Origin of the sequence: Planococcus soli (assembly GCF_016881065.1) — a bacterium.
GTDB classification, from domain to species: domain Bacteria; phylum Bacillota; class Bacilli; order Bacillales_A; family Planococcaceae; genus Planococcus; species Planococcus soli.
Genome location: NZ_WXYN01000007.1, coordinates 197,836 through 221,638, shown reverse-complemented (window position 1 = coordinate 221,638; position 23,803 = coordinate 197,836). Strand labels below are relative to the sequence as shown.

The 23,803-nt window shown below is 45.5% G+C and carries 28 protein-coding genes; 19 read left to right on the top strand and 9 right to left on the bottom strand.

Going from position 1 to position 23,803, the window contains the following annotated elements; genetic code table 11:
- Positions 1-28: 28 nt before the first annotated feature.
- The 8 genes from GJB59_RS03475 to GJB59_RS03440 all read left to right on the top strand — a co-directional run bounded on the left by GJB59_RS03475 (position 29) and on the right by GJB59_RS03440 (position 4,897).
- Positions 29-787: a FliA/WhiG family RNA polymerase sigma factor gene (locus tag GJB59_RS03475; RefSeq protein ID WP_142827571.1), complete on the top strand. Its 759-nt coding sequence runs from the start codon at positions 29-31 to the stop codon at positions 785-787.
- A gap of 36 nt (positions 788-823) precedes the next feature.
- A complete protein-coding gene (locus tag GJB59_RS03470) occupies positions 824-1,255 on the top strand; it encodes a DUF6115 domain-containing protein (RefSeq protein ID WP_142827570.1) in 432 nt (143 codons plus the stop codon).
- Complete coding sequence (locus GJB59_RS03465) at positions 1,256-1,693, top strand: YaaR family protein (protein ID WP_142827569.1); 438 nt, start codon at positions 1,256-1,258, stop codon at positions 1,691-1,693.
- A gap of 20 nt (positions 1,694-1,713) precedes the next feature.
- A complete protein-coding gene (locus GJB59_RS03460; protein WP_142827568.1) occupies positions 1,714-2,064 on the top strand; it encodes a PilZ domain-containing protein in 351 nt (116 codons plus the stop codon).
- Positions 2,065-2,212: 148 nt separating this feature from the next.
- Positions 2,213-2,986 (top strand): arylamine N-acetyltransferase family protein, encoded by a 774-nt coding sequence (locus GJB59_RS03455; RefSeq protein WP_142827567.1) that lies wholly within the window; start codon positions 2,213-2,215, stop codon positions 2,984-2,986.
- Positions 2,987-3,004: 18 nt separating this feature from the next.
- Positions 3,005-3,676 (top strand): HAD family hydrolase, encoded by a 672-nt coding sequence (locus tag GJB59_RS03450; RefSeq protein WP_142827566.1) that lies wholly within the window; start codon positions 3,005-3,007, stop codon positions 3,674-3,676.
- A gap of 34 nt (positions 3,677-3,710) precedes the next feature.
- Entirely contained in the window at positions 3,711-4,175 is a 465-nt protein-coding gene (locus GJB59_RS03445) for a hypothetical protein (protein WP_142827565.1), read from the top strand.
- Between the two features lie 86 nt (positions 4,176-4,261).
- Positions 4,262-4,897, top strand: a complete 636-nt coding sequence (locus GJB59_RS03440; RefSeq protein ID WP_142827564.1) for an NUDIX hydrolase — start codon at positions 4,262-4,264, stop codon at positions 4,895-4,897.
- 64 nt (positions 4,898-4,961) lie between these two features.
- Here the strand turns inward: GJB59_RS03440 and GJB59_RS03435 are convergent, their stop codons facing one another.
- Complete coding sequence (locus tag GJB59_RS03435) at positions 4,962-5,333, bottom strand: DUF3899 domain-containing protein (protein ID WP_142827563.1); 372 nt, start codon at positions 5,331-5,333, stop codon at positions 4,962-4,964.
- A gap of 135 nt (positions 5,334-5,468) precedes the next feature.
- Here GJB59_RS03435 and GJB59_RS03430 point away from each other — a divergent pair, with 135 nt between their 5' ends.
- From GJB59_RS03430 to GJB59_RS03415, 4 genes are all read left to right on the top strand, one after another.
- Positions 5,469-7,118, top strand: coding sequence for a peptide ABC transporter substrate-binding protein (locus tag GJB59_RS03430; RefSeq protein WP_142827562.1), 1,650 nt, complete (start codon positions 5,469-5,471; stop codon positions 7,116-7,118).
- 358 nt (positions 7,119-7,476) lie between these two features.
- Positions 7,477-8,406 (top strand): ABC transporter permease, encoded by a 930-nt coding sequence (locus GJB59_RS03425; RefSeq protein WP_142827561.1) that lies wholly within the window; start codon positions 7,477-7,479, stop codon positions 8,404-8,406.
- Positions 8,403-9,461 (top strand): oligopeptide ABC transporter permease, encoded by a 1,059-nt coding sequence (opp3C, locus tag GJB59_RS03420; protein ID WP_142827560.1) that lies wholly within the window; start codon positions 8,403-8,405, stop codon positions 9,459-9,461. The genes GJB59_RS03425 and opp3C overlap by 4 nt, the downstream gene beginning before the upstream one ends.
- A 13-nt stretch (positions 9,462-9,474) precedes the next feature.
- Entirely contained in the window at positions 9,475-10,506 is a 1,032-nt protein-coding gene (locus GJB59_RS03415; RefSeq protein WP_142827559.1) for an ABC transporter ATP-binding protein, read from the top strand.
- Between the two features lie 126 nt (positions 10,507-10,632).
- Here the strand turns inward: GJB59_RS03415 and GJB59_RS03410 are convergent, their stop codons facing one another.
- The 4 genes from GJB59_RS03410 to GJB59_RS03395 form a co-directional block, all read right to left on the bottom strand.
- Positions 10,633-11,403, bottom strand: a complete 771-nt coding sequence (locus GJB59_RS03410) for a LamB/YcsF family protein (protein ID WP_142827558.1) — start codon at positions 11,401-11,403, stop codon at positions 10,633-10,635.
- The gene (locus GJB59_RS03405) at positions 11,400-12,377 is read right to left on the bottom strand and encodes a 5-oxoprolinase subunit C family protein (RefSeq protein WP_142827557.1); all 978 of its coding nucleotides are present in this window, start codon (positions 12,375-12,377) and stop codon (positions 11,400-11,402) included. The genes GJB59_RS03410 and GJB59_RS03405 overlap by 4 nt, the downstream gene beginning before the upstream one ends.
- A complete protein-coding gene (gene pxpB, locus GJB59_RS03400) occupies positions 12,361-13,059 on the bottom strand; it encodes a 5-oxoprolinase subunit PxpB (RefSeq protein ID WP_142827556.1) in 699 nt (232 codons plus the stop codon). Before pxpB ends, GJB59_RS03405 begins: the two co-directional genes overlap by 17 nt.
- Positions 13,060-13,258: 199 nt before the next feature.
- Positions 13,259-14,056: a transporter substrate-binding domain-containing protein gene (locus tag GJB59_RS03395; RefSeq protein ID WP_425325251.1), complete on the bottom strand. Its 798-nt coding sequence runs from the start codon at positions 14,054-14,056 to the stop codon at positions 13,259-13,261.
- 233 nt (positions 14,057-14,289) lie between these two features.
- On the opposite strand from GJB59_RS03395, the gene GJB59_RS03390 reads away from it, so the two are divergent.
- From GJB59_RS03390 to GJB59_RS03380, 3 genes are read left to right on the top strand one after another with little or no spacing between them, the layout of a single operon-like run.
- Complete coding sequence (locus tag GJB59_RS03390) at positions 14,290-14,913, top strand: TetR/AcrR family transcriptional regulator (RefSeq protein ID WP_142827554.1); 624 nt, start codon at positions 14,290-14,292, stop codon at positions 14,911-14,913.
- A gap of 11 nt (positions 14,914-14,924) precedes the next feature.
- Entirely contained in the window at positions 14,925-15,842 is a 918-nt protein-coding gene (locus tag GJB59_RS03385; RefSeq protein WP_142827553.1) for an ABC transporter ATP-binding protein, read from the top strand.
- Positions 15,842-17,446: an ABC transporter permease gene (locus tag GJB59_RS03380; protein ID WP_142827552.1), complete on the top strand. Its 1,605-nt coding sequence runs from the start codon at positions 15,842-15,844 to the stop codon at positions 17,444-17,446. The genes GJB59_RS03385 and GJB59_RS03380 overlap by 1 nt, the downstream gene beginning before the upstream one ends.
- Before the next feature lie 55 nt (positions 17,447-17,501).
- On the opposite strand, the gene GJB59_RS03375 is transcribed toward GJB59_RS03380, so the two are convergent.
- The gene (locus GJB59_RS03375) at positions 17,502-18,194 is read right to left on the bottom strand and encodes an LrgB family protein (RefSeq protein ID WP_142827551.1); all 693 of its coding nucleotides are present in this window, start codon (positions 18,192-18,194) and stop codon (positions 17,502-17,504) included.
- A 2-nt stretch (positions 18,195-18,196) separates the two neighbouring features.
- Positions 18,197-18,571, bottom strand: a complete 375-nt coding sequence (locus GJB59_RS03370) for a CidA/LrgA family holin-like protein (RefSeq protein WP_142827550.1) — start codon at positions 18,569-18,571, stop codon at positions 18,197-18,199.
- Between the two features lie 474 nt (positions 18,572-19,045).
- On the opposite strand from GJB59_RS03370, the gene brnQ reads away from it, so the two are divergent.
- Entirely contained in the window at positions 19,046-20,416 is a 1,371-nt protein-coding gene (gene brnQ / locus GJB59_RS03365) for a branched-chain amino acid transport system II carrier protein (RefSeq protein ID WP_142827549.1), read from the top strand.
- A gap of 104 nt (positions 20,417-20,520) precedes the next feature.
- Here the strand turns inward: brnQ and GJB59_RS03360 are convergent, their stop codons facing one another.
- Positions 20,521-21,183 (bottom strand): GntR family transcriptional regulator, encoded by a 663-nt coding sequence (locus tag GJB59_RS03360; RefSeq protein WP_142827548.1) that lies wholly within the window; start codon positions 21,181-21,183, stop codon positions 20,521-20,523.
- Positions 21,184-21,362: 179 nt separating this feature from the next.
- On the opposite strand from GJB59_RS03360, the gene GJB59_RS03355 reads away from it, so the two are divergent.
- Both GJB59_RS03355 and GJB59_RS03350 read left to right on the top strand, forming a co-directional pair.
- On the top strand, positions 21,363-21,719 hold the full coding sequence (locus tag GJB59_RS03355) for a SpoIIAA family protein (protein WP_185960024.1): 357 nt from the start codon (positions 21,363-21,365) through the stop codon (positions 21,717-21,719).
- Positions 21,720-21,753: 34 nt separating this feature from the next.
- Entirely contained in the window at positions 21,754-22,110 is a 357-nt protein-coding gene (locus tag GJB59_RS03350; RefSeq protein WP_142827546.1) for a SpoIIAA family protein, read from the top strand.
- Positions 22,111-22,163: 53 nt separating this feature from the next.
- Here GJB59_RS03350 and GJB59_RS03345 read toward each other — a convergent pair whose 3' ends face one another.
- A complete protein-coding gene (locus GJB59_RS03345) occupies positions 22,164-22,364 on the bottom strand; it encodes a hypothetical protein (RefSeq protein WP_142827545.1) in 201 nt (66 codons plus the stop codon).
- A gap of 118 nt (positions 22,365-22,482) precedes the next feature.
- Here GJB59_RS03345 and GJB59_RS03340 point away from each other — a divergent pair, with 118 nt between their 5' ends.
- Positions 22,483-23,676: a class I SAM-dependent rRNA methyltransferase gene (locus tag GJB59_RS03340; RefSeq protein ID WP_142827544.1), complete on the top strand. Its 1,194-nt coding sequence runs from the start codon at positions 22,483-22,485 to the stop codon at positions 23,674-23,676.
- Positions 23,677-23,803: the final 127 nt, after the last annotated feature.

Sequence of the window (23,803 nt, the reverse complement as noted above, 5' to 3'; positions counted from 1 at the left end):
TTTCCGCTTGGAAATGGTGGTGAAGATTATGGTGAATCATAAGTTGTCCAAAGAAGAACTCACCTGCTGGAGCGATTGGCAACAACATCGGGATCCGGAAGCTGGCGAATACTTGGTTGAACAGTATCTTCCTTTGGTCGATTACGTGATTCAACGGTTCATGATCAGTTTGCCTAAAACGGTGGAAAAAGACGATGTCCGCAGCTACGCTTATGAAGGCTTGCTTGATGCCCTAAGCAAATTCAACATCGAACGGGATTTGAAGTTTGAAACATACGCTTCTTGGCGCATTAAAGGAGCTATTATTGACGGGTTGCGCAGCAGTGATTGGCTTCCCCGCTCAGTCCGGGATAAAGTCAAGAAAATTGAAAAAGCCTATCTTCTGCTGGAGCAGCAGAATAGCACCTCTGTTTCCGATGAAGATGTCAGTTCATACTTAGGCATCACCAAAGCCGAGCTGAATAAAACAGTTTCTGAAGCAGCCTTATCGACGATGATATCGATGGATGATGAAAATTTTGAAGAACAAGGAAGGCTCGGAAACTACCATGTCGATTCACCCGAGCGCCACCTGTCAGAGCAGATGACCAAAGAATCGCTTGTACGCGCCATTGAGCGATTGCCCGAAAAGGAAAAAATTACGGTCTCCCTATGTTATTTCGAAGAAATGAAATTAACCGAAATCGCAGAAATCCTGAGTGTCAGCGTATCAAGAGTTTCGCAGCTTCATTCAAAAGCCATGCTGCGTTTGCATGCTTCAATATTATCGGTGCACGACAATTATTGAAATGAAAATAATAAACAGAAGGCCAGGGTGATAATCATGGAATTGCTATTGGTGGCAATCAGTATTGTCCTGTTGCTAATGAATGTCCTGCTGATGCTAACAGTCAAAAAGCAGCGAATGGATGAAGATCCAACTGGAGTCCACGAAAGTATGGCAGAATTCGTGGCGCAGCTTGAAAAAGAAAATGATGAACTTTATGATAAATTAATCGCCTATGTAAAAGAAAGTGAAATCCATCTAACGAAAAGAATCGAAAGTTTGGAAGAGAATTTTGCTCCTAGTTCTAAAGAGGCTGAAATTCCAGAAGAGGCTTCTGTGGAGACAAAGAAAATAATTCAGCTCTCAAGGCAGGGGTTTTCTACCAAACAAATTGCCAAAGTGCTCCAAACCGATCATGGCAAAGTGGAACTCGTTGTTAAACTGAACAACAAACAGCAAGTAAATTTTAAAGAAGACGAGGTGCTGTAATTGCGCATTGATAGTCAGAGCAATATCCAGAATGAACGGTTTTCAGTACAAGTTGCGGGAAACAAAACGAGTGAAATTTTTTCAAACGCCATGAAAAAATCCCAATCTAAGCTGCAAAATGATTCTTTAAACCAATTAATGGGACGAGTGGACGAACAAGGACAGAAACTCTCCAATCAACGCACGCTTGAGAATGTATTAAATTATAAGCACGCGGTAAAGCAATTTGTTGGGGAGTCAATCCGTTTTGGCTTGCTTTTATCTGACGAGCAAAGCCAGCATCCAGCCGGGGAAATGAAATCCCAGCAAATCATTAAAGTGATTGATAAAAAAATGATTGAAATTCAAGATCAAGTATTGAATAATGAAGAAGAAGGAATTGGTACTTTGGATCTAGTTGGAGAAATCAAGGGATTGCTTATCAATTTATATATGTAAAGAAGGATGGAGAGGGCGAAATGTCAGAAAATCGTCGTGAATTTTTTCGGGTTTTTTTCAATCAAGCTTTGAATGGAAAGATTTCAATTTATGGAGGCAATTTTTTCCCGGTCGACATTTATGATGTCAGCGCCGGAGGGCTAGTGTTTTCTTCTGCACTGGATATCCCTTTGGGGGAAAGTGTGCGTTGCAGCTTTGAAATATTAGACAGCGCTTTCTTACTAGAGGGGTCTATTGTTCGGAAAGCAACAGGAGTAGATGTGGTGGAATGTGGAGTTGAATTTACTGTAGATCAAGGAACATCTTCAGAGTTATTCAAGCAACTGAACCATTACCAAATCCGTCAACGAAAAAGTTTTTTATTTGAATAGATTTATGACTTCATGAAAAAGAGCAGGCCCTGGGGCCTGCTCTTTTTCTGCCTAAAGAAGTTAAATAACTTAAGTTCATTTTTATATGAAGGACTTTCTAAAGAAAAAAGAGAAGTAATAGCCATACGAAAAAAGAGAAGGTGGAAAAATGGAAGCACCGGAAGAAATACTTTCCATATGGCGGCAGTTTGATGATTTTCCGATGGAGACCTTAACGAAAGCTTGGTACTATCAACGGTCAGGTGAAAAGAAGCAGCGCAGTGTGGAACTGATGAAACAGCATCATGACCAATACGGCATCACCGGCAATTGTTTTGATTTGGCCATTTGGCTGCTGGCAGCTTTTGATGGAGCCGGCGTCAGAGCCTACCCGGTGGGAAGCGAACTGGGCACGGAACAGGCCCATGCAGCGATCATGGCCGAAGACCGGGATGGCCGCAGATTTCTATGTGATTTGGGCGACCAGTGGATTCAGCCAATCCTGGTGGATGCAGATCGACCGGAGTTCCAAGGCGGCAGACTGTCAGGGTTTTTCCCTGGAGCGGAAGTTCAAGTAAAGCAAGCGGGTAAAGGGGTAGAAGTCATTTATTATCGGCCTAACGGCAAACAGTCCAATCAGATCTATGAAATGGAACCTGTTGAACGGGCAGATTTCCTAGAGGCCGCTGAATATTCCCAGCACCATATCCATCCGGAACCGCTGGTGGAAGTTCGGCTGTGGGAAAGTAGCGAAACCGTCCACTGGGAATTCGATAATTGGAAAAGTTTTATGAGTACAAGCACTGGGCTCCATCCCGACAGCGCGATTGAAACACTGGAGGAATGGGTAGAACGAATACATGAAAAAACGCATTACGACAAAGAGTTTCTGAAAGAATCGCTGGGATTTTACCAGCGGCTGAATCTGGGAAGCAGCGAATGATGGGATAGGAGAATTGGAATGATTAAAGCCGTTATTTTTGATTTGGATGGGACCTTATTAGATCGGGACAGCTCCTTGGCTGCATTTGTAGAGGATCAGTACAACAGGTTAGCCGAGCATGTGCAGCATATACCGAAAGATCTTTTTATCGACCGGTTTATCGAGTTGGATGCCAAAGGCTATGTCTGGAAAGACCGGGTTTATCAACAGTTAACCAAAGAGTTGGATATTAGAGGTGTAGACTGGCAAACTTTGCTGGCTGACTACGTATCCAACTTTAAGTATCATTGCGTACCGTATCCGGAGTTGGACAGCATGCTCGAGAACCTGTCCCGGCAAACTCTCCGCTTAGGGATGATCACTAACGGCAGAGGCCAATTTCAGCTGGATAATATTCAGGCTTTGGGAATCGAAGGCCATTTTGAAGAAATACTTATTTCTGAATGGGAAGGATTGGCAAAACCGGATGCCGCTATTTTCTTTAAAGCGCTGGCAAGCTTGGGCGTTTCACCGGACGAGGCAGTGTATGTCGGAGATCATCCGAAAAATGATATTGAGGCTGCAAAAGCAGTTGGTATGAAAGCCATCTGGAAAAAAGATCATCACTGGAGATGTCTGGAGGCTGATGGAGAAATTGACGGCTTACACGAAGTCACTGGGTGGATAGAGCGCTTAAACGCAGAGCCGTAATGAGCTAAAGGGAGAAAAGGGCAGGTGAAGGAGCATGGAACTTAAAACACAATTGCAGTTTGAACTTACCGAATTTCTGGGCGAACGAGAAACGGATCGGATGCCGGCTATCGGGAACTATGATTACTGGCTCCTGCTGATGGAATATTTCCTGGCTAAATCTGATCTTTTTGAAATTCATTGCTTCAATGAAGAAACGGAAACAATTGAAGATCTGACATCCCACTTGCCTGGGTTATTCGATACCAACGAAAAGCAGGGCATGACGATTTTTTCTGGTCTTCTGACGCTGGACATCGCTGAATTCCTGATGACCCAACACGTCAGCAGAAAGAAAAAACTCAAGTGGTTTTCAGTTTTCCTGAGCAAAGAAGAGCAGCACATTTTCTCATCGGAGCATTGGGGTACTGAATTTTTCGTTCCGGACATTACGGAAGAAGATTTGTTGTTTATCAAGCACGTGGCACCAGATGATGCCCGCTTTAATCAATATACGTAGTTGAAAGAAACTTAATTGGAATGAACGGAAGCCAGCAGGAGGACCGGCTGGTTTTTTGCTAGGCTAAAAGAAAAAGGGGCATGAAAATGGAGACTGAGAAACTTTGCATTTACGATGAACAGGGAACGCCTAAGGGCATCGCTGACCGCCAGACTGTCCATGAAAAAGGCTATTGGCATGAAACTTTCCATTGCTGGGTTGCGGGACGGCAAGGCGGCAGAAATGTTGTCTATCTGCAGCTGCGGAGTGATGGAAAGAAAGATTTTCCAGGGCTGTTCGATATCACGGCAGCGGGCCATTTATTGGCGGACGAAACAGTCGAAGATGGGATCCGCGAAGTCCAAGAAGAGCTCGGAATTGGAGTGGGTTTTGAAGAACTGACTCCGATGGGGATCATTAAGGATCAAATAGCGTTGTCCGGTTTTATCGATAATGAACGCTGCCACTGTTTCTTATATAAGGATTTGGAGAACATTGACCTAAGGTTTGAGTTGCAGCTGGAAGAAGTGTCCGGCATGGCAAAGGCGGACTTTGAGGCATTAGCGGCATTATTTACGGGAACAAAAGAAAAAGTGAACGTTGAAGGCTTTGAAATAACTTCGGATGGCAGAAAAAAGTTGTTTGAAAGGGCAATTGGTTTAAAAGACTTGGTGCCGCACAGTACCGGTTATTTAGAAAAAATTGTAGAGTCGATTGGGCGGCAGTTAAGAGGCCTAGCGTGATTTTGCATAAAAACGGCAATGCCCGGAGAAGGGGCATTGCCGTTTTTTGTCGGTTTTAATTTTTCTAATTCAAATAATACATGACAGAGGAAATCAGCAAACTGCCAATGCAAAAAAACAGGCCTATCTGAAGAAACGATTTTCTGTTTGGGAATTCTTTTCGATAATCTACCGAATCAGAAGTGCGTTTTTCACTTTCCCGAATCAAACTATCTTTTTTATTTATTTTTGCAAAAAAGTTTTGAGTGCTTTTGAAAAACGCTGTGAAAAACTGGCCTTCGATCAATACCATGGCAAAATAGGCCATAATCAGCAAAAGCCCAATCAAAAATAAAGCATCAAACCAGTTTGCAACGGACCACTCCTTGTATAGGAAGAAAGGCAAAATAAACGAGCTGCCTAATGAAATCGACAATAAAATATTTCTGAAATTCATGAAAATCGATCCTTTCCATATGTATTTCAAGGTTACCATGAAATATATATGTTTGAAAATTTAAACATCTTGTTGCCAAATTTTACAATAACAATTATGATTATAAAGAATAATCAAAAAATTGGGGGTAGGAAAATGGGGAGAAAGAGAAGTACACAGATTTTAATGATTATGATCGCATTTATTTTATTTTTATCAGGATGTAATTTCAATTCTTCGGAAAGCTCGAGCGAAGAAGGCGCAGCAGCAGAAGGGGAAGGGGAAACTGGGCAAGTATTGAACATTTCAACCACAGCTGATATCCCTACTTTAGATTCGACAAAAGCTCATGACGGCATTGCCTTTACGGTATTGAACAACGTCAACGAAGGGCTTTACCGCCAAGATGAGAACCATGAGCCAATTGAAGCTTTAGTAACAGAGCATACAGAAAGTGAAGACCAGATCGTCCACACGTTTACATTGCGCGATTCCAACTGGAGCAATGGAGATCCGGTTACGGCACAGGATTTTGAATACGCATGGAAACGCGTCATGAAAGATGCAAGCCCGTATAATTTCATGTTTGTTACAGCAGGCATCAAAAACGCTGAAGCGGTCATGAACGAAGAAATGGACGCAGAAGACCTGGGTGTTAAAGCAATTGACGAAAAAACACTGGAAGTTACGTTGGAAGCAGCGAACCCATTGTTCCAGTCATTGCTGACATTCCCGACTTTCCTTCCTCAAAACCAGAAGTTTGTTGAAGAGCAAGGCGACCAGTATGCGCTGGAAGCAGAGAACATCCTATTCAACGGACCATTCACATTGGTTGACTGGACGCACGAACAAGGATGGAAATACGAGAAGAACGAAGATTACTGGGATGCGGAATCCGTTCAACTGGATGCGATCAATGCCTATGTAGTCAAAGATCCGGCAGCGGGCATCAATTTGTATGAAACAAACAAAGTGGACCGCATTGTTTTAAGTTCAGAGGCTGTTGACCAGAACAAAGACGATGAAAACTTTGAAACGATTTTAGAGCCGGAAATCATTTTCCTTCGCTTTAACCATAACCATCCGGTATTGGGCAATAAAAACATTCGCCAGGCAGTCAACATGGCGATCGATAAAGAAAGCTTAACGGATGTTATTCTGAAGAACGGTTCTACAGCATTAAACGGTGTGGTTCCGAAAGGATTCTTCAACTCGCCATCAGGTGAAGATTTCCGGGACTTGAACGGAGACTTTAACACAGGCACACTCGAAGAAGCACAGGCGCTTTGGGAAACGGGCTTACAGGAAACTGGCGAAACTGAAGTTACTGTATCCATCAACATTGCAGATTCAGAAGACCATAAAAAAGTGGCCGAGTATATTCAGGCACAATTGGAAGACAATCTTCCAGGATTTAAATTAGAAATCAAAGCCGTTCCTTTTGCTCAGCGTTTGGAAATTGAAAAAGCGATCGATTACGATTTGTCTCTATCTTCATGGGGACCGGATTACAGCGATCCGATGACTTATTTGGATATGTGGCTTGAAGGCGGATCGGCTAACCGCATGGATTACTCGAATGCCGAATTGGAAGAGTTGGTAGCATCAGCTCGAACTGAAACAGATCTTGAAGCTCGCTATCAAATGCTGCTAGACATTGAGAAAATCCTGCTGGAAGAAGATGCAGCCATCGTACCGCTTTACCAGGAAGGCGCAGCAGTCTTAATGAGAAGCAAAATTAAAGATCTATTGGTGCATCCAACAGGAGCTTCGTTCTCTTATAAATGGGTGACGATCGAAGAATAGAAGACAGGTTTACAGCTTATAGATACGAGGGTGTAGCCGGTTTCCGGATGCCCTCGTATTTTTGATAGCTTGCGCTTTTCTATATTGTCCAGGCTCCAGCACCCAGCTCTTCGGGTCATAAGCCAACCCGTTGTCCAGTTGCAGTGCCTAGCTCTTCGGGATGTAAGCCAATCTGGCTGTGCGGCTGAAAACACGCCGCTTCGCCAGGTCGTCTTACACCTGTCAGAGCTGAACAGGCACTTTCACTTTTCGTGTTGTGCGGCTGAAAACACGCCACTTCGCTGGTCTGTCTTATGCCCGTCAGAGCTACCCGGGCGCTTGCGCTTTTCTCATCACCCTACAGAACTGAGGTGTTCGCATGAAACGTTATTTATTGCAGCGGATCGGCTTTATGCTTATTACGCTTTTCATTATTGTAACAGCGACTTTTTTCCTGATGCAGCTGCTGCCAGGAACGCCGTTTACTAACCCGGAAAAATTGACCGAAAGCCAACTGGCGATCTTGAATGCCAAATACGGACTGGATCAGCCAGTCGCCATCCAATACATACAGTATATTGGCAATTTGGTGCAGGGTGATTTGGGTTATTCGTTCCAACATGAAGGCCGTACCGTCACAAGCATGATCAGCGACCGGATCGGCCCATCTGCATTCATCGGGCTGCAGGCTTTGGTTATCGGGGCAATTATCGGCCTTGTTTTGGGGATCGTTTCTGCCCTGAGGCACAATTCGATCTTAGATTATGGCTCTGTAACTTTAGCTGTTTTAGGGATGTCAATTCCGTCATTTGTCTTTGCGGCATTGCTGCAATATTATGTTGGCGTTAAGTTGGAATGGCTGCCAGTCGCTTTATGGGAAGGCTATTCCAGTACGCTGTTGCCGTCCATTGCCCTATCAGTGACAGTGACGGCTACAGTTGCCCGTTTTATCCGCAGTGAAATGCTCGAAGTGATCGGCCAGGACTATATCATTACGGCCAGAGCAAAGGGACTGAAAGAAAACCAGGTCATCGTCAAGCACGTCATCCGCAATGCGCTGATCCCGGTTGTCACTATGCTTGGGCCGCTCGCCGTGTCTATTATGACCGGAACTTTGGTCATCGAAAAAATATTTGCGGTACCAGGACTTGGTGAGCAATTCACATTATCAATTCTTGTATTGGATTACAGCGTCATCATGGGAATTACCATTTTCTACAGTGCCTTGTTCATTTTAGTGGTATTTGTCGTAGATATTATCTACAGCTTCCTGGATCCACGCATCAATTATAAGGGGGAATCAGCATGACAGGAAATACGCCGCACCTTCCCCCTCATCAGGACCTGCAGGCGCAAAATCAATATGCCTATGACGAAATTCCATCAGACTTGTTTGTAAAAGCACCGCTCGATCAACGAAAAAGCGAGGAAATCGGTACGCCTTCGGTATCTTTCTGGAAAGAAGCTTTTCAGCGTCTCGTCAAAAATAAAGGTGCGATGATCTCGTTGATCATGCTCGTTCTGTTGATTGCTTTAGCGTTGATCGGACCCAGCATGAATGAATTTTCCTATCGCGAACAGAATTTGGTCCATTCCAATATGCCGCCAAAAGTACAAGGCATGGAATGGCTCGGTTTTAATGGCCAGGATTCGCAGGGAGTGGATCAATACGCAGAACGGGATGTCCAAATTAATTATTGGTTTGGTACGGATGAATTCGGCCGTGATCTTTGGACGCGGGTTTGGAAAGGCACGCAGATTTCCCTGTTCATCGCTTTAGTGGCAGCTTTTCTCGATTTGGTAATCGGAGTCATTTACGGCGGCATCTCTTCCTTCTACGGAGGGCGCATTGACAATGTCATGCAGCGGATCATTGAAATTCTCATGGGGATTCCAAATTTGATTGTTATCATCCTATTCATACTGGTGCTGGAACCCGGCATTACCTCTATTATTCTCGCAATGGTCATCACCGGATGGGTTGGCATGGCGCGTGTAGTACGGGGGCAGGTGCTGCAGCTGAAAGGTCAGGAATTTGTGCTGGCTTCACGGACGCTCGGCGCTTCGAATCCACGGCTGATTTCCAAGCATCTCTTGCCGAATGTCATGGGACCGATTATCGTGACGGTCATGTTCACCATCCCGACCGCTATTTTCTTTGAAGCGTTCCTTAGCTTTATAGGCCTCGGTTTGCAGGCGCCTTTGGCCTCGCTTGGTGTATTGATCGAAGATGGCTATAAATCAATGCGGTATTTCCCGTATAAACTGATTTTCCCGGCTTTGGTCATCAGCATCATCATGATTTCTTTCAATTTGCTTGGCGACGGACTGCGTGATGCATTAGATCCGAAAATGAGAAAATAGGGGAGGGTTCACCATGAGCAACACCATTTTGACAGTCGATAACCTGCATGTAGCATTTAAAACCCAAACCGGCAAACTGACAGCGGTGCGGGGTGTAAGCTTTGATTTGAAAAAAGGGGAGACACTGGCCATCGTCGGAGAGTCGGGATCGGGCAAATCGGTCACTGCCAAATCCATCATGCAGCTATTGCCGACAGCTACTACTGAAGTAACCAAAGGCGATATTGTCTATAACGGCGAAAGTTTGCTGAAGATGACCAAGCGCCAAGTCACCAATTTACGGGGGTCAGAAATCTCGATGGTCTTCCAGGATCCGATGACTTCCTTGAATCCGACGATGAAAGTCGGCAAACAGATCATGGAAGGCGTTCAGCGTCATGAGCAGGTGACGAAAGCGCAAGCTCGTGAACGGGCGCTGGACATGCTCAAACTGGTCGGGATTCCGCAGGCAGAAAACCGCCTCGACAATTACCCCCATCAGTTTTCAGGAGGCATGAGGCAGCGCGTCGTCATCGCATTGGCGCTTGCCTGCAACCCGAAGGTGCTGATTGCGGATGAACCGACGACAGCGCTTGACGTCACAATCCAGGCACAGATTCTGGATTTAATGAAAGATCTGCAAAAGAAAACCGATACTGCAATTATTTTGATCACCCATGATCTTGGCGTAGTCGCCAACATGGCTGACCGCGTAGCCGTGATGTACGGCGGAAAAATTGTGGAGCAGGGAACTTTGGATGAAATTTTTTATAATCCTCAGCATCCGTACACGTTGGGTCTGCTGCAATCGATGCCCAAGCTTAACGAAGACCGCTCGCAGCCGCTGCTCCCGATTGCCGGCTCCCCACCCAATTTGGCGACGCTTGGGGAAGGCTGCGCATTTGCGGCCAGGTGTCCGCATACGATGACGGTATGCCACACGTATACACCACGTGATACGGTATCTGAAACTGGGCATTCTGTTGCTTGCTGGCTTCAAGATCCCCGAATCGCACCATCGGAGGAGGCGGCTGAGCTTGTGGAAACGGGCAACTCTTCGCTCTGAATATTATTTTCTCTAAAAAACCAGTAAGGCCAAAATCGGCTTTACTGGTTTTTTGCGTGAGCAAAAACATCAAACAAGGCATTGCGATTATAGATATTACTTCTTCATTTTTTCCAATCGCTCGTATTAAACGAATTCGCTCACTTTTACAATCTCGATACCGGCTCTTTTCAATGATTTTGAAATCTGGATGGCAAAATCAAGAGCGTGAATGCCATCTCCGTGGATGCAGATGGTCTCTGCCTGAAGTTCGGCATCCCCACCTTTAACAGTTGCCACTTTATTTTCCTTGACCATTCGGATTACCTGCTCGATGGCGATCTGGGGTTCGGTGATCAACGCATTGCTTTGGGTTCGCGGCGTCAATGATCCGTCCGGTTGATATGTACGATCTGAAAACACTTCATTGGCTGTCCGCAGCCCTATTTTTTCGCCGGCTGTGATAATTTCACTGCCTGACAAGCCGAAGAGCACCAGTTCTGGGTCGATCTTATAAACCGCTTCTGCAATGGCTTCGGATAAGGCTGCATCTCTCACCGCCATATTGTACAAAGCGCCATGTGCTTTCACATGCTGCAGGTGGCCGCCTTCAGCTTTGACAAATCCGGATAGGGCTCCAATCTGATAGATGGTGAGGTCATAAGCTTCCTGTGGGGACAAGGCAATATTCCGCCGGCCAAAGCCGACCAAATCCTGAAGTCCGGGATGAGCCCCGATGCCGACATTTTTTTCGAGCGCCAATTTGACTGTTTTGCGCATGGTCGCTGGATCTCCGGCGTGAAAGCCGCAGGCGATATTCGCTGATGTCACGTAATCCAGTATTTCTTCATCATTGCCCATCTTATAAGCACCGAAACTTTCTCCCATATCGCAGTTCAAATCCACTTTATGCTTCATGTCCATTCCTCCCACTTTAGTTGAATAGCTGCTTTTATTCGGTGAATGGATTGTTCCTGTTCGATCCAACGCTGTTGAGCGTCTGCCACGGAGATTTCTTTAAAACGCAGCTGCTGCCCTTGTTTTAATTGGCTGATGAGCGGCAAGTCGACAGAGGCAACCTGTCCAATTTTCGGGTAGCCGCCGGTTGTTTGCCGATCAGCCAGCAGAACAATCGGATTGCCGTCCGCAGGAACCTGGACAGAGCCGAAAGCCACCGCTTCCGAAATCAATTCCGCGGGAGTTTTCAAGGCAAGGCCGGAACCCTCCAACCGGTAGCCCATTCGGTCAGAGTTGGCGGAAACGGTATAGGCTTCGCTGAAAATCCGTTTTTTGCTGTCTTCATCGAATAAATTGAATTGCCTGCCCGGCATCATCCGGATGACTGGCTCCTCAAAATAACGTGCAGGCGCCAGCTGCCAATCAAAGTCGTTTTCACCGTGCTGCTGCAATGCTTTCTGTTGCTGGGTGGCATCTCCTATAGGAAGCTCGTCGCCTTTTTCCAAGGCGCGCCCTTGGAACCCGCCGATTCTGGCACGCAGGTAAGTCGACCGGCTGCCCATCACTGCCGGTACATCAATGCCTCCTGCGATGGCCAAATAACAGCGTGCACCGATGCGAGGCTCACCAAACGTCAAGGTGCTGCCTTTAGCTACGGCAAGGGTTCGCCACGTTCCCACGGCTTCGCCATCCAACTGGGGGCTCAAGTCTCCGCCGCATAAAGCAATGAGTACATCTTCTGTAAATTCAATCACAGGTCCGGCCAATGTGATTTCAAGAGCTGCGGCCTGTTCGTTATTGCCGACCAGTAAATTGGCCAGCCGGTGTGCGTAAGGATCCATGGCGCCGCTGGCAATAACACCGTATTTTTGGAAGCCAGTCCGGCCCAAGTCCTGGACCGTCGTCTGCAGTCCGCTTTTAAGGATTTTCAGCATCTGGATCTTCCTCCCATGCGTGATAGTCGTCTTCTGAGATTTCCTTGAAAATCACCTTGTCTCCTGCCTGCAGCAGAGTCGGGGGATCATTTTCAGGCCGGAACAGGCGGAGCGGTGTCTTGCCGATCAGCTGCCAGCCTCCCGGAGTTTCGATCGGATAAACCCCGGTCTGCATGCCGGCAATGCCGACGGTCCGTTCCGGAATGCGAATCCGTGGGGAATCGCGCCGCGGTGCTGCGATCTTTTCAGACATGCCCCCGATAAATGGAAAGCCTGGTGCGAAGCCGATCATATGCACCGAGTAATTGCCGGCGGTATGGATGTCGATGACTTCGCGGGGCGTCAGCTTGTTGTGCTGCGCCACAAATTCCAGGTCAGGGCCAAATTTTCCGCCATAGCAAACAGGAATTTCAACGGTTCTGGATTCAGCAGGGATGTCCTCTCCAAGATGTGCCAGCAGACGCTCGAGTTCAATTTTCACTTTATCGTATAGGGCCAGGCAGGGATCGTAAAAGACGGATACCGTAACAAAGGCAGGAACAAATTCAGTCATCCATTCGGGCTGTCGGCTTTCCAATAGAGCCGCCACTTTTCTGATCTGCTGCTCCGTCTGTTCATTGATTTCATTGCCAAGCTCAATGACGATTGCTTGGTCACCGAGCGGAGAAAAAGAAATGTTCATCCAAACCCCTCCATACACAGACTATTCTTACTTATTTTTTATTAGTATAAAGCTTTTGAAGATTTAGGGAAAGGCAGTCAGCAGCCGTTTTCGAATGCCTCTTTAAAATCGTTGGAAAGTATCTCCAATTAACTGGGGATTATCGTTGGAACAGCTCAAATAAAAAGAAGCAACTCAGTCGAGAGCGGCTTCTTTTGGTTTATTCTTTAATATCGACTTGTTCTGTAGCATCGGCACCGTTGAAAAACTCAGCAGAGATTTCAGCGATCGTGCCGTCTTCCAGCATTTCTTCAATGGCACGGTTGACGTTCTCGGCCAATTCTTCGTTGTCCTTGTTCATGACCACACCAACTTCAGAAGGACTGTATTTCAAGTTCGGATGAATGGTGATCTCCAATTCGGGAAATGCAGCAATCGCCAAAGTCTGCAGATAGTAGTCATTTAAAATGACGTCCGTCCGCCCGATAGCGACATCGCGCAAGTAGGTTTCGTTGGTGGCATTGTCGTAAACCACTTCTTCAGCGCCGTATTCACGGGCCGTTTCCATGTAGACAGAAGTGGAAGCACCTGCAGCTTTCTTGCCTTCCAGATCTTCCAATGTCTCGATGCCTGATAAATCATCAGAACGGACAATTGCTGTTCCGTAAGAGTACTTGAATGGCGTAGAGAAGATGAAGTTCTCTGCGCGGTCTTCCGTTATTTCAATATCGTTGGCTGCAAGGTCGACTTGACCCGTTTGGACAGATGTCAGCATTTCATCAAAGCCAAGCTCCGTGAATTCGATTTCCAACTCAAGGCGTTCTCCTAATTCACGAACTACTTCCACTTCAAAGCCCGTCAATTCGTCCGAACCTTCTTCGCGATAAGATGTGGGAAATAATGTACCAGATGTTGCAACAGTCAAACTGCCTTCTTCCTGTATTTCATCCCAAGCAGTGGTGGTTTCTTCAGAAGCCGTATCGTCCTCATTACCACAGGCACTTAAAAGCGACAGCATTACCAGGCCGGCAACGATGGGTCCTTTTTTTCCAAAAGATATTTTTTTCAATTGCTATTCCTCCTATAACTATTATGGCAATTAAAACATAGCATTATCGCGGGTTGTGGGCAACGGTTTGGCTTGAAATTTGAAATAATAGAAAATTGAATAAAATTCATTGACCAATGTGGTCGAAAGTTGTATTCTGAAGTCGACCAATGAGGTCTAAAGAACAGGAAGAGGGGATGAGCATGGAGAAATTTGAGAGCCTCGACCCTGATAAGCAGAAGAAAATCTTGGATTCGGCATTGATGGAGTTTGCTGAAAAAGGTTATGGGCAAGCTTCGACCAATCGCATTGTCAAGCAGGCCGGCATCGGAAAAGGCATGCTGTTTTATTATTTCAAAAACAAAAAGGATTTGTACGAGTATCTGATTGAGTACAGCTTGAATTTCATCATCGATAGCTATTTGAGTTTGGTTGATAAGAACGAGGCAGATTTTATTAAACGGCTTAAAGGTGCATGCCAAATAAAAATGAAGGCGCAGATGGAGAACGAGCATGTCTTTAATTTTATGGGGACGGTCATGCTGACAAAAGATCTTGATCTGCCTCCGCATCTGCAGAAACGCTACGAGCAGTTGCAGCAGCAAGGATACGAATTGTTGTATGAAGGCATTGATAAGACACTTTTTCGAAAAGATGTGGATGTTGACAAGGCCTTCAATTTAATTCGCTGGGGGGTAGACGGCTATCAGCAGGATCTTTTGCAAAGGCTCCAAGGAAAAAAGATGACAGAACTGGATTTTGATCCTTACTGGGATGAGTTTTATGCATACATTGAGATTCTCAAAAAAAGCTTCTATACGACTTAGGAGGGAGATCCATGACAGTTTTGCGAACGATCGGCCTGACGAAGAAATTCGGGGACTTTGCGGCATTGGACGGAGTAAACATTGAGGTGGGAGAAGGAGAGGTCTATGGGTTTATCGGACCCAATGGATCAGGGAAGTCTACGACATTGCGCATTCTTCTCGGCATTTTAAAGGCAACGGAAGGGCGTGCTGAAATTTTCGGTAAGGATTCCTGGAAAGATGCCGTGGAAATCCACAAACGTGTTGCCTATGTTCCGGGAGATGTCAATTTATGGCCAAACCTGACCGGCGGTGAAGTCATCGATTTGTTCATCAAGCTGCGCGGCGGCAATAATTTGGAGCGGCGCCAGGAATTGATCCGCAAATTCGACTTGGACCCGACCAAAAAATGCCGTACCTATTCCAAAGGAAACCGGCAAAAAGTGGCTTTAATCGCGGCACTGTCGTCAGACGTTGATCTGTATATATTGGACGAACCGACTTCCGGACTGGATCCTTTGATGGAACGGGTTTTTCAGGAATACGTCATCGAAGCAAAAAAACAGGGGAAAAGCATTCTCCTTTCCAGCCACATTTTATCTGAAGTTGAAAAGCTTTGTGACAAAGTAGCCATCATTCGCGAAGGAAGAATCATTGAGACAGGTACACTGAAAGAACTGCGCCATTTAACGGGTACAATTTTACTGGTGGAAACGAGAGAGCCGATTCCAGCCCTGGAAGGATTTAAAGGAGTCAGTGGCATCCAGCAGAAAGGCCAGGCCTTGTCTTTTCAGGTAGATGCAGGAGAAGTGGATCAAGTCATCCGCTATGTCAGCCAGTTCGGAGTGACCCGCATTGAAAGCTCCCCACCAACTTTGGAAGAGCTGTTCATGCGCCATTACGAAGGAACGGACCAAGCGGTGGAATCAGGAGCAGGAGGCGAATCCTAATGGCCCGACATCTTTTTGACGGTACAGGAACGTTGATGCGTTTTGTTTTGCGCCGCGACCGTTTGCGCCTGCCGATTTGGCTGGTGTCTTTTGCCGCCATTTCTGCCATCATCGCTCTGGCTTTTGTTGGATTGTATCAGAATGCAGAAGAACGGCAGGCAATGGCTGAAACTATGCGCAATCCAGCAATGACAGCGATGGTTGGACCGGGGTACGGCCTGGACAATTATACGGTCGGAGCCATGACCGCGCACGAAATGCTGCTGATGACAGCGGTAGTGGTCGGCTTGATGAGCATTTTGCTGGTGACGCGCCACACCCGTACAGATGAAGAAGATGGACGCATTGAAATGATCCGCTCTTTGCCGGTAGGGCGTCTGTCGAATCTATTATCGATTTTACTGGTATTGATTGGTGCCAATATCGTTCTGGCGCTGCTGACCGCTTTTTCATTGACTGTTTTGGGCATTGAAAGTATGGATTTCGAAGGATCACTGGTGTATGGTTCTGCCCTGGGCGCCAGCGGCATGATTTTTGCGGGTGTTGCTGCGGTCTGTGCCCAGCTGTCGCCAAATTCCAGAAATACACTGGGCTTATCGATTGCGGTTTTGCTGTTTGCTTATATGATCCGGGCCATCGGGGATGTAACAAATGAAGCACTGTCTTGGATTTCCCCGCTCAATTGGATTTTGCGGTCTGAAGCTTACGTCAATAATTATTGGTGGCCGATTTTGATAACGGTGGCGGGAGCGCTCGTGTTGATGGTTTTGGCTTTGTATCTCAATTCCATCCGGGACCTGGGATCTGGTTTTCTGCCTTCGCGTCCAGGGAAAGGCAAGGCTTCAAAATCACTTCTTAGTCCGTTTGGGCTTGCTTTGAGGCTTCAGCGAACTGGATTAATCGCTTGGGGAGCTGGAATCCTGCTGATCGGTGCTTCCTATGGTTCCGTTCTCGGAGATCTGGAATCGTTTTTTGAAGATATCGATCTGATGCAGCAAATGATTGCTCAAGCAGAGGGTTTTTCGCTGACAGAACAATTCATTCCCGTCCTGATGGCGGTAATGGCGATACTCGGAACGATTCCCGTCCTGATGGCAATTCTAAAGTTGAAAACGGAAGAAAAAAATGGGCGGCTCGAACATATCTTGAGCCGGGCTGTTTCCAGAAATAGACTGATGGGCAGCTATCTCGCGATGGCCATTGTCACTGGGTTTATCATGCTGTCCTTAGCAGCACTGGGTCTGGGCTTAGTAGGGAATGCCATGATGGAAGAGCAGCTTCCGCTTGGCATGTTCTATAGTGCCGGGCTGGCTTATTTGCCGGCAATGCTGGCCATGATTGGGGTAGCAATGTTGCTGATTGGCTGGGCTCCAAATGCAGCAAGTATGGTATGGCTGTATTTAGCCTTTTCATTTTTCGTGATTTATTTAGGGGGGTTGTTCCAGTTTCCGGAATGGGTAGCAAAACTGACTCCGTATGGTTATGTCTCTGAAATTCCGATTGAGGAAATAGATTTTCTCAACGCAGGCATCTTGATTGTAGTTGCTGCAGTTCTGATGATGATTGGCATGATTGGATTTAACCGCAGGGATATAGGTAGATAGAAAAGCAGACAAAGAACCCTTTTCCAAGAAAGATGGAAAAGGGTTCTTTGTCTTTTTACAAGAGCAGCAGCCAGGCAGCTACAGGTCCCAATAAGGCACCAAGCACCGCGCTCAAGGTCATCGCCACAGAGCTCATGGACGTTTCCTGCTGTCCATATTCAAAGGCTCTTGCGGTACCCATGCCGTGGGCGGAAGTGCCAAGGGCGATGCCTCGGCCAATCGCCGAGTCAATATGCAGCCATTTCAAAAAGACTGGACCGATGATATAGCCGGTAAAACCCGCCACCATGACAAACACCGCAGCCAGTGATGGGATGCCGCCGAGGTTACTGGCGACTTGCATGGCAACCGGTGTCGTCAATGATTTCGGCAATACTGTCAGGATCAGCTCTTCTGAAAAGCGGAACAGCTGCGTAAACAGAATTCCGCTTGCCATGCCAACTGCGACGCCTGTAGCGATACCGGAAATGATAGGAAGCAGGTTAGCGAAAAGCAGGTCTTTCTGTTTGTAGAGAGGAATTGCCAATGCGACAACTGCCGGTCCCAAGAATGTGCCAATCCAACTCCCGCCTTCCATATAGGTATCGTAAGGGATGTTGCCAAGCACTAAAATAGAAGAAAGGATGGCTGTGGAAGCAAGTACTGGATTCAATAAGGTCTTTCGATACCTTAAATACATAAAGTTGGTCAATAAATATACAGCAACAGTCAATACAGCGAAAAAAACGGCAGCAAGAGTGAATTCCATGATTACGACCGCTCCTTTCGTTCAGCGCGGGCTTTGGCCGCAAATTGGCTGACCCAGCCCGAAGCAGCCATGGCGAGAAAGGTACTGGCCATGACAATGGGGATCAGTAAAATGCCTTTTCCGGAAAACAGCTCCCCGTATTCAACAATGCCGACAGTAGCGGGAATAAAGAAAAGGGATAAAAAAGCAAGCAGAAAATGGGCACCTGAATCAATCCACTTTAACGGATAGATTTTCAGGAAGAGTGCAACAAAAAGCAACAGGAAGCCGATAATGCTGCCGGGCAGTGGAATATTGAAAAAATCCTGTAATGCTTCACCTAATAGATAAAAGCCGGTGATGGCGATGAGCTGGAGAAGGATATGAATAACTTTCAAAATGAACGCCGCCTTCCGGTTAGTAATAAGATAAAACCCTGTTCTTTCCATAATAAGCTATTTTACAGCATTTTATTTGAAAAGCGAGAGCAGATTCTTCACTCCTCCAACGAAAAAATAAATATTGATGAGAAGATTTGGAATGTATTTTCGGTGGATAGAATATTAATTGTAGATGACGTACGATTGGCGGAATAACGTTAGTATAGAGCAGTTTGTAATTATAGCGGTATGATTATTTATACAGCTAAAAGCATAGATACTATATTGAGAAAACAACATGGAAATGGAAGTTCATGAAATAGCCAGAATTTAAAAAAATCTTGTTTTAGAAAGCTTGCATTTTAAAGTAAATGTTGTATTATTACTTTATGCAATATATCGCATACATTTTTCATTAAAAAATGTATTATATTAAAATTGTACATCAGAAAGAAAAAATCAGTGGTTTTTATTTTATAGGAGGAAACAGAAATGGATAGTAAGTTGTCATTTAAGTCATACGCGGTAGTAGGGATGATGTTGTTTGCGCTGTTTTTTGGAGCAGGAAACTTAATCTTTCCGGCTCAGCTGGGACAATATGCAGGAACGAATGTATGGATAGCGATATTCGGGTTTTTGATTACAGGTGTCGGCTTGCCTTTGCTTGGAATCCTGGCAATCGGTTATTCGAAAAGCAACGATCTGCAGGATTTATCAAGCCGTGTGCATCCGGTTTACGGTTTAGTCTTTACGGCGCTGCTGTACTTAACAATTGGGCCCTTCTTCGCGTTACCAAGAACTGGTGCGGTTTCGTATGAAGTAGGCGTGGCTCCGTTTATTGGAACCGCGAATGCAACGATTGGTTTACTGGTGTTTTCACTCCTGTTTTTCGGGATTTCTTTGTTAGTATCATTGAATCCGACAAAATTGGTCGACAGTATCGGAAAGATCCTGTCACCAGCTATTCTGGTAACCTTGGGCGTATTATTGGTCGCGGCTTTTGTGAATCCAATGGGCGGCCAGGAAGCGCCGCAGCCGGCTTACACAAGCGGTGCATTCTTTACAGGATTTACGGAAGGCTATAACACCATGGACGCGCTCGCGTCTCTAGTTTTCGGGATCATCGTAATTTCCGCTGTCCGCAAACTGGGTGTGAATTCACCTAAAGGCGTCTTGATGGCTACCTTGAAAAGTGGCGTGGTAGCTGCAGCTTTGCTGGCTATTGTTTATACAGGAATTGCCTATCTTGGCTCGACCAGTACAGGCGCACTGGGTCTTATGGAAACAGGCGGTCCTGTCTTGAGTGGAGCTTCCGAGTATTATTTCGGAACGTTTGGTGCGACCTTGCTTGCAGTCATCATTATTCTCGCGTGTTTGACAACGGCCATCGGTTTAACGGTTGCCAATGCCGAGTTTTTCCATAAACTGACGCCGAAAATCAGTTACAAGACATACGTCGTTATTTTCTCTGTCTTTTCGTTGGTTGTCACCAATGCAGGGCTTGCGAATATTATTACTTATTCAATTCCTGTTTTGATGTTCCTGTATCCATTGGCTATCGTATTGATCATGCTGGCATTTTTGTCTCCGTTATTTAGACATGCACAGCTGGTTTATGTGTCTACGATCATCGTGACATTCTTTATCAGCATCATTGATGGATTGAAAACCCTCACTTCTTCATTAGGTGTCGAAAATCCGGCATGGCTGCAATCGATTATCGATTTTTACTCAACTATTCTGCCGCTTTATAGCAACGGACTTGGATGGCTCTTGCCAGCGTTGATCGTCATTGCCATTACAACAGTCATTGCCCGCAGCAAAAAGAACGTAAAGGTTCAGACTGCACAGCACAACGTATAAACGCAGTGGCTTTGGGCTGGTTTCTTGAAAACTGGGCCAGCCTCCCAAATAAAAAAAGCTGCATCAAAAGCCCCCTCGCTTTTGATGCAGCTTTTTTTGTTAGCCTACAGACTCTTTTCGGCTGACAGTTCTTCTATCGTGCGGACCCAATTGGATTTCATAAGTCCTGTGACTTTCTCTGGATCTTTTTCTTTTAAAGTTTGGATAATCTGTACATGTTCATCGTAAGAACTCTTCGTCAACATGAGTGAATGATGGAAAAATTGTCTTCTCACATGAGACTGAAGGCTGCTGAGGATTGAATGGATATATGGGTTATGTGCGGCATCGACGATAATTTGATGGAATTCCTGATCGATTTTAAGTGCGGAAAAACCGTCGCGTCTATCGATAGCTTCGATGAATCGTTGATTGGTTTCTTCCAGCAACCCAAAAATATGTTCATCGAGGTTGGGGATGGCAAGTTCTGCTGAAAGAGCCTGCAAAACAGCAAGCGGCGGCAGCAGATGCTTGAGATCATCTGGTTTTATGGTCGTCACACGTGTTGCTTTGCCAGGAAACATTTCAACAAATCCCTGGACTTCCAATAATTGAAGTGCTTCACGAATCGGGGTTCTGCTCAAGCTCAATGCTTGTGCCAGTTCCGTATCGACTAATTTTTCTTCAGGCTGTAATGTGCCGTCAATAATCCACTGCTGTAATTGTAGATAAGCACTTTCTTTAGCTGAGACACGGACAGGCTTTGAGTGATTGATGGGAATTGGCATTGCAAGCGCTCCTTTTTTACTGCAAGTTTAATGCCATTATACATCAATTCAGACAGCTAATAAAATATTTCATGCAATATATCAGTGAACAACTTAAAAAGCTTGCTACGTGGCTGTTTGCTGAAAGTCAAATAGGGAATAAGGAGTGTAATACTAAATTTGGAGGGGGGAAGAGCCTCATGCTGTCATTTATTCGGAGTCAGGATTCGCAAACAATCGCTTTTAAAATCACTGAAACAGTGACAAAAGAAGACTTGCTTCAACTGAAAGAGGCAGTTGAGGAACAATTCCCCAAAGATCAGCAATTCAATGCTTTAGCCATTGTGGAGCAGGCAAAGATGCCAACGGCCGGAGCACTGCTGGAAGAGGCCAAAATCGATATAAAGCACTGGGGCCAATACAATAAGTTGGCCGTCATTAGTGAAAAGAGCTTTCTCGAAACGATGACGGACCTGGCTAATTTTCTTCCCGGCATCCAAGCTCGGCATTTTTTTATGGATGAAATAGAGCTGGCATGGAGCTGGGTAAAAGAATGAACCGTTTTAGTAACTAAATCAGAGGAGGAAAATTATGCTATCATTTGTGCCAAGTAAGGATACGGAAACGATTGCAATGGAATTTGAAGGAACCGCGACAAAAGAAGATGCAGTAAAAATCAATAAAATCATCCAGGATAAATTTGCGGACAAAGGCAAGTTCAATATTTATGCTGTGATAAACGAAGTGGAAGGTTCTGCTTTTACTGGTCTTGGAGAAAGCATGCAAGTGAATATGGATGCCTGGAACCAGTTTCATAAATTCGCGGTGGTCAGCTCTACTCATTTGACAGGGCAATTGGCAGAAATGGAAAAATTGCTGCCAAAACTCAAGGTCAAGCATTTCCAAATGGAAGAAATGAACGAAGCTTGGGAATGGATTCTGGAATAAAGGGAAAGCGCTTTGCATGATGGATGCAAAGCGCTTTTTTTCTGGCAACCATTTTATTCTTCTACTGAAATCAAATCCGCTTTGACGATATGAAAAATACTCAAGACCATGGTTTTCCCGTCAACGTCCTTTACGGGAAACAGGCTGACGGCAACTCCTGAGAAATGGTCTTCCAAAGGTCCTTCGATGCGTATATTCTCCAGGTATTCCCCCGTGGTCAGAAGGATATTGTAGACATGGAATTTCTGTCTCATGGCAAAGCCTCCTAAAGTAGTCTTGGAAATATTCATATGGCAAGGCTGGGAATCGGATCAGCTATCGTATACACTAATTATAAAGCAAAATGGTGTTTTACAGATAGGATGAGAACTGATGAAATCGGAAATTTCAATTAAAATAAACGATAAATACAAAGCGGAATATGCCAAGGGCTATCCATTGGTTGTTAAAGAAGCTTTGGAAAATCCGGAAGTTTTAAAAAGCGAAGGAAGCATTTTGAGACTGGTCGATAAGCAGGGCCGCTTTTTGGCAAAAGGCTATTACGGACTGCAAAATAAGGGATACGGTTGGGTATTGACGCGCGAGGAAAACGATATTGTCGACCAGGGCTTTATTGAGCGCAAACTGGCAGCAGCTATCGGCCGTAGACAATCTTTTTTCAGCAATTTAGAGACGACTGCTTTCCGAGTCTTTAATGGTGAAGGCGATGGCTTCGGCGGCTTGATTATCGATTATTACAATGGATTCTATTTGATCAGCTGGTATAGCGAAGGAGTCTATACCTTTAAAGACCATGTAATTGCGGCGTTGCAGAATGTGGCCGATTGCAAAGGCATTTACCAGAAAAAACGCTTTGACACAAAAGGCCAGTATATCGAAGAAGATGATTTCGTTACGGGTGAGCGCGGGGAATTTCCAATGATCGTCAAAGAAAATGGCGTGAACTTTGCTGTTTACTTGAACGACGGGGCAATGACGGGAATCTTCCTGGATCAGCGGGATGTCCGGAATGCCATCAAGCAGAAATATGCCAAAGGCAAAACCGTGCTCAACACCTTTTCCTATACAGGCGCTTTTTCGGTAGCGGCAGTACTCGGTGGAGCGGTTAAAACGACGAGTGTCGATTTGGCAAAAAGAAGCTCCAGCAAGACGATCGAGCAATTCAGCGTCAATGGCATCGATTTCGAAACTCAGGACATCCTCGTCATGGATGTGTTCAACTATTTCAAATACGCCAAGCGGAAAGAATTGAAATTCGACGTAGTCATATTGGATCCACCAAGCTTTGCGCGTTCAAAAAAATACACGTTCAGCACATCAAAGGATTACACGAACTTGATGAAGGAAGCGATTGCCATCACGGAAAAAAATGGCGTCATTGTTGCTTCGACAAACAGCGCCTCTTTTGGAATGAAGAAATTCAAAGGGTTTATCGACAAGGCCTTTAAAGAGCTTGGCGGAAAATACAGCATTGTGGAAGAATTTACATTGCCGAGTGACTTCCGCGTGCAAAAAGAATTTAAAGAAGGCGATTACCTCAAAGTTCTTTTGGTGAAATTGGGCTAAGAAAACATGATGGATTCAAGTTTGTGTCGGAAATTTGTGCGCTGCTATGAAACCGATGTCGATTTTTCGGGTAATCCCTGTACAGTGTTCGGCCCTGCTTTTATAATGGAAGCAGATTGTGAGGGAT